This is a genomic window from Pseudomonas emilianonis (genome assembly GCF_023072625.1).
In the GTDB taxonomy this organism is placed as follows: domain Bacteria; phylum Pseudomonadota; class Gammaproteobacteria; order Pseudomonadales; family Pseudomonadaceae; genus Aquipseudomonas; species Aquipseudomonas paraveronii.
In genome coordinates, this window is sequence record NZ_JAKNRV010000005.1 from 41,725 (window position 1) to 47,882 (window position 6,158).

At 40.0% G+C, this 6,158-nt stretch carries 5 protein-coding genes; 4 read left to right on the forward strand and 1 reads right to left on the reverse strand.

Features of this window, described 5'->3' with window-relative positions; genetic code table 11:
* Positions 1-54: 54 nt before the first annotated feature.
* From L9Z73_RS01475 to L9Z73_RS01490, 4 genes are all read left to right on the forward strand, one after another.
* Positions 55-276: a helix-turn-helix domain-containing protein gene (locus L9Z73_RS01475; RefSeq protein WP_247395822.1), complete on the forward strand. Its 222-nt coding sequence runs from the start codon at positions 55-57 to the stop codon at positions 274-276.
* 341 nt (positions 277-617) lie between these two features.
* Positions 618-3,938, forward strand: a complete 3,321-nt coding sequence (locus tag L9Z73_RS01480; RefSeq protein WP_247395823.1) for a hypothetical protein — start codon at positions 618-620, stop codon at positions 3,936-3,938.
* A complete protein-coding gene (locus tag L9Z73_RS01485) occupies positions 3,913-4,362 on the forward strand; it encodes a response regulator (protein ID WP_247395824.1) in 450 nt (149 codons plus the stop codon). Before L9Z73_RS01480 ends, L9Z73_RS01485 begins: the two co-directional genes overlap by 26 nt.
* Complete coding sequence (locus tag L9Z73_RS01490; RefSeq protein ID WP_247395825.1) at positions 4,355-5,530, forward strand: hypothetical protein; 1,176 nt, start codon at positions 4,355-4,357, stop codon at positions 5,528-5,530. The genes L9Z73_RS01485 and L9Z73_RS01490 overlap by 8 nt, the downstream gene beginning before the upstream one ends.
* Before the next feature lie 366 nt (positions 5,531-5,896).
* Here L9Z73_RS01490 and L9Z73_RS01495 read toward each other — a convergent pair.
* Positions 5,897-6,158, reverse strand: a 262-nt coding sequence (locus L9Z73_RS01495; RefSeq protein WP_247395827.1) for a hypothetical protein, incomplete at its 5' end; no start/stop codon positions are given.

Sequence of the window (6,158 nt, forward strand, 5' to 3'; positions counted from 1 at the left end):
TGTGTCATCATTTGGTGTGTTCACGATTGGAGCACATCCGACCATCATTCGGAGATGCAACCAAATCAGAATCTAAGAAAGGGCTTCGGCCAACGAATCCGAGAGCTACGCACCAGTCAGGGCTTCAGTCAGGAAGCTTTCGCTGATCGTTGTGGCTTTGTCCGAACATACATGTCACGAATTGAGACAGGCACTGCCAATCCCAGCCTAGACGCGGCCAAGGTACTTGCTGATGGTTTGGGTCTATCGCTTTCGGAGCTGCTGCAAGGGCTTTGACTTGTCTTGCCGTACCCAAGCTGGTTTGTGAGTGGCGTAGAAAGTGAAACACGTCGGTTAGATCTCGTGCAGGTTTTCGATTTGTGCAAAGTCTTAGGAATCGACTTAAAAAGCCTGATCGAAGAATTTGAAAAATTGTTATCGGACTGAAATTTTGGTATTTTCTAGGGAGTTCTTTTTAAGAAACGATGCATTGGGATTTACGCAAAATGAATCCCCCCGAAGAGTGCTGAACTTACAATTGGAGAGTGGCAAAATCGTGGTGGATATTTGTAAATATTCAGCATTGATATTGAGAATAATTTATTAGGATGAACTGGGGTAGGACAGGAGTGTAATTTATGGCGACAAAGAAAAACTCTGCGAAAAAGAATCTTGAGTCCATCGATCCCAAAATATATCTCGCAGGCCACAATATCAACCCAGCTTTTAATATATTGAGAAAACTGGGAGATCTTAATAAAGCCAAACGATTAGACCTAATCATGAGTTTGGCCGCCAATAAAATGCTCCCTAAATCACTTCTACCCGTCTATAACGAAACCAATTATTATAATGCGTATTCGACAACTCGATTTATCGACAAATGCAATAGCATCTATTGGACACTAGGGATATTTAAAAATCAGATAAAAGAACTTCATGAATTTGTTCGTTTGCGAGAGCTTTTCAATGTTCAATTGCTAGCGAGCGACAGTATAAGCGCCAAAAGCGTTCTAGACTCAGTGGATGCGATGTCACTTAGTTGGTGGTCTATGGAGAATAGAGCTCACCTTTTAAAGGAAGTAGATAAAAGTAACTCAAAAGAATATTTGAAAAAAATAGAAAAATACTTCACTCAAAAAGAGATTAAAAACAAACTTAATGACCTTCTTGTTTTATCAGAAAGCAACTCCGTTGATTTTTTTATAGAACACATTTTAGAACGACTTTCAGAGTTCCGCAATTCTGGAGAAGATCAGGCTAACAATTGGGCCTCGTGTATATCGACACTGATATTACCCATCAGCTATGACCCCGAACGCGAACTAGATTTATCTGTACTTTATTACTATAGAAACGAGTCAATATTTGATCAGTACGTTTTATTCAAAAACGTTATTATTGAAATGTACGCAAAAGGGAAAACGATTCCGAATAGAATTGCGGCCGTAGTAAAACAAATTGCAATTGAGATCGACGACAAAGAGTTGACCTGTTTGCTGAGTGATTGCAAAGACTTCAGTGAAAGCAAACTTGTGGGTTCTGTAGTTTCTGCTTATACCAAGGGAAGCTATCATGAGGTAATTGAACTTATTAATGAAGCGTTGGAGCATCGGTCACCCGATATATTTGGGTTACTTGAAATTTATGCAAGAGCTGGAAAGTACATAAAGTTTAATTTTGGATTAACGTTGTTTGGCCAAATCGCGAATGCTTTTTCAGATATCGTTTCTGTTGATATTGCCAGCCGAGAAAAAATAGATTACCTAACCCGCTTATTGATAAAATTTCGAAGCGAGTCGTGGTGCAAGTCGGTGAGTTTTCATCTGATCTCCATTTTAAGCGAAGTTAATCCAGCAGCAAGTATAGAGCTGAGTCGAAAGGTAATTCAAAGCCTAGGTGAAAGGAACACCCCAAAAGCAAAAATCAAAAACTATACGCTTGAACTTAACAAAGATATCGCTTTACAAGAAATACCATACCATCGAGCGATAAAATACGAGCTTGAAAGCCAGACAGCGCCTGAACTTGATCGCAGTAAATTTCCAATATTGTCTGACTACATCCAACAGCAATCAAAAGCGTATATTAGCAACAGTTCATGGAAAGAGCTTATAGATTTTTCTATCCGAGAATATTTGGCTAATAAAGTGTCGTTCTTTTTCCTACCCATAAATCGCCTATGCAGCGAGATTGAGAATCTTTCATCGAATGGTTTAAGCGGTTCTTTTATATCTGAAATTGTAGTTTTGGACATTTATGGTCGAGAGATCAATAGTGCGTATGACGAATACAAAACAGAACTATTTGAAGAATGGCTGGATATACATGAAACACACCGCCCCTCCGAAATTTTTGAAAGCTTGGAGTTAAATGCCGTTGATGAATATTTTCTAGAGAACATTTGCACTCCCAACCAATTGGACAATATAGCCACTTACAACAGCAATCTTGAGGTCATACACGAGCGCGTTAAAATATTGAATATACTGATCTCGAGAAACAATGACTCAACTAGTGATTTGATTCGAGAAAAAATTCGCATTATCGAAAATCTGTTCGCAGATCAGTTCAGAACCAAAATCGAAACTGGCAAGCTATTCGTAGATATTCAGGCGCTAGAGACTCATAGGAAAAGCGTTTATAGATCCATGTTTGATCACATAAAATCAATTGAGGGTGGAATCATTCTTGATGAGGTTGATGATATTCTCGCAGCAGGATCATCGAAGGATATATTCGATCTTGATAAAAAGACAGAAGGCGGGGTACCTTTAGTTGCGCCTTCCAGTGAGAAAACTGATGTTCTGGCAAAAATATTTATACAGATCGCTAAAGATTTTTCACTCAATGAGAACTACGGACTAGACAAATATCTTAGTGCCGAAATCCGACATGTTGTATTCGAAGAACAGTTACGTTCTTGCTTTGAGAAAACAAAATTAATAACGATGATCGAAGGCGGAGTATATTCATCCAACGAATTTTGGCGTACCCGCTATAGTTTTGTATTGCCGGGGCCTTTGGACAAAATAGATGAAGCTTTCAAAGAATTTTCTTTCGCCGTTGATAATAAGCTCAAACAGATCAACAATAGATTCAGAGTTGGAATAGACTTCAAAAAATCCGGCGATTATATTTTTGACTTCTCTCCATACTACAATTACGTTGTCGAAATTTCAAAAATTGTCGAATCGAACGATGACTTTGATGATTTTTTTTCTAGCCTAATTAGTTTTATGTGGGAGGTCACCGATGAGCATGCCAAAGAGGCGCAGGCGTTAATTGACAACGACCTTAAAGTTAAAGTATTACGGGAACTTGACCTTTTAGAACAAAAAATAATAATGGCAAAAGGTAACGTCCCCATGAACGAACTGATGCAGGAGATTAGAGATGCTCGCTCCTTGTTCAATAACGGCGTTGAAGTTGTATTGAACTGGTTCAGATTCGTGGGGGCAGAAGACGGAACAAGTTTTGAACCACTAGAAGTGATAATCGAAGCAGTTGTAAGGTCGGTTGACTCTTTCTACAAGCATAAAAACATACATCTTGTGCTGTCTCAGGATGTATCGGACCTACAGTTAAGCTATCGCGAGGCAAGAGCTTTATTCGTTGCATTATTTACCGCATTAGAAAACGCTTATAGATACAATTTCGAATCCAGATCCATAAGTGTATCGGTGACACGTAACGCCCATACCGACACTATTACAGTTATCAACCACGCCGACGCATCAAAGTTCACCAACCCTGAAGAATTCATTCAAGAACAACGAAAAAAATGGAATGATGGCAACTCTAGTCTAAGCCGAAAAGAAGGCGGCTCCGGACTATATAAAATTCACAATTTATTGTGCAATTCATCGAAGGGATTCGAATTTGACATCGCTTATAAACAAGGGCGCTTCTCAGTTATCGTGAGGTTAAATCATGAAGATTTTATTAGTGGAAGATAATCACTTCAAACGTGAAAAAATAATCGAATTTGTGAAGCAGTTTTCAAACATGACTGTACTTGAAGCAGCGTCGTATAACATGGGGTTGACGTTGGCGACGGCAGACAAATTTGATTTGATTATTCTTGATATGAGCATGCCCACATTTGATAGAACAGAGGCTGAGAATGGTGGCAGATTTAGAGTTCTAGGCGGAAAAGAAATAGCTACGCGGTTAAAAAAACAGAATAAGCTTTCCCCCTTTGTTGTGTTGACAGGCTATTCAAACTTCAGCGATGGCAGAGACAAACTTAGTCTTGCCCAAATTAATGACTTGTTAGCCATGTTTGGGGATGACTATAAAGGAACCATATTTTTTGACTCTGCAAGTTCTGTTTGGAAGGAAGAGTTAACTTCCGTGATCGAGAATCTACCGAATGATTAAAATCCTCATCGTTGATGACAACATCAAGAGGTCGCAATTAATTTCTAAAGAAATAGAAACCAGAGGCTTGAGTCGGGTTTCTGTGACAGTATGTGATTCTGCTGATTCTGCAAGACTCGAACTACATGCGCTTTATGACTTAATGATTCTAGACGTACTCTTACCTAAAAAGAGTGATGGCGTTCCTCAAGCCATACACAGCTTCAAGCTGCTAGAGGACATATACAACCCAAATAAGCGCTACTTAAAGCCAAATTTGACCGTAGGGCTGACTGCAGAACTAAAGGACATTGGGGACTTCAAAGAAAAATTTGAAGATCGTTTTGCTGTGGTAATTCCAGCGTCGATGAACTCCATCGACTGGCTAACCAAAATCATGGTTTGCGTTGATGGTGTACTCGGACAAGAACAAAAAATAATCAGTAGCAGCACGGATAAGTTATTGATCACAATTCATGGCATTAGAACTTATGGGAAATGGCAACAAACACTTAAAGAGGCAATCGACAAGTACTCAAGAGAGTTTGAACCTATCGAAATGAAATACGGATTTTTTGACTTGATATCATTTTCCATACCCTACTTAAGAGACAAAAAAGCAGACAAAATCGCTAGAAGACTAATAGGCATCCTCAATAAGAACCCAGAAAAAAGCATTTACATTGTGGCTCACAGTTATGGAACTTATATATTATCTCGAGCACTTTCTATGAATGAGTTTGACGGAAAAATACGTAGGGTGATTCTATGCGGGAGCCCACTTCAGCATGGAGCTAACATTGATCACATTGTAAATAAATCCGACATAACCATTAACGAGTGCGGCGTATCAGACTACATTCTAATGATTGCTCGCTCCTTATTGATTGGGTTGGGAGATGCGGGACGTGTCGGATTTTCTAGAGAGAATGGGCGAGATTTTGTAAATCGATATCACCCCGGAGGACATTCGCTTTACTTTGTTGAGTCCGAACATCCAACATTCTATGAAAAATATTGGGTACCTCTGCTCACAACAGACGCGGAACCAATACACTCAGACTGCCGACAAAACTTCGTCGGTGAAGATTTTCTGGATTTAACAGTTAAAATCCTGAGCCTGATAAAGCCCGCCATATATTTTGCGCCTCTGTGCCTTGGTTTATTTTATTTGTTCAAGCTAAGTTAGCCTTTCGCGGTAGTATCAAATGCAATCCCGGCAATTAAGAGTGGTCGGCGGAGGAAAGCGGTAACCACATCACTCAAGGAGTCTTTTGATAACGGGTGTGGTTCATTTTAACTTACGCGTCATTTATCAAACAGAGCCTTCACATAGAAAAAATAACGCATTATCGAGTTGAGCGATACTTTCAAAGAACAAAAATAGTTTAACAGTCCTCGACTCATCACTAAGAATCGTAACAATGTAAAGCGACAGTGATGCCTACGTATCAAAAGCGGACGTGCTAACGCTATTGCTACACGATCAACATGCATTAGCCGCTGTAATAGAAGAAGTTGTCCTATGGGCTAAAGCCAGTGGCTCAATTGAAACTCATGAAAACGCCGCCACCGCATTGGATGCTCTCAATGCAAAAGCGTCTGCCATCACCGCTGGAATTTCCAAGCTTCGGCAAATCACTTGAGGCTCTCGCAGTAGACCAAGGCTTACATCGACGGCGTTAGAGTGTAAGCGCTCCATAAACCCCACATTCAAAGCGCTTAGCTGATCCCGGATGCTGTGCTCCCGATTTCTTTCTGGAGCCCCGCCGTCATGATGCGACCCGATGCCAAAGTCGAAAAAGTATATCTCTACC

Excerpts from the sequence above, each read along its gene's own strand:
- L9Z73_RS01475 (WP_247395822.1), top strand. The coding sequence starts at position 55 with ATGCAACCAAATCAGAATCTAAGAAAGGGCTTCGGCCAACGAATCCGA.
- L9Z73_RS01480 (WP_247395823.1), top strand. The coding sequence starts at position 618 with ATGGCGACAAAGAAAAACTCTGCGAAAAAGAATCTTGAGTCCATCGAT.
- L9Z73_RS01485 (WP_247395824.1), top strand. The coding sequence starts at position 3,913 with ATGAAGATTTTATTAGTGGAAGATAATCACTTCAAACGTGAAAAAATA.
- L9Z73_RS01490 (WP_247395825.1), top strand. The coding sequence starts at position 4,355 with ATGATTAAAATCCTCATCGTTGATGACAACATCAAGAGGTCGCAATTA.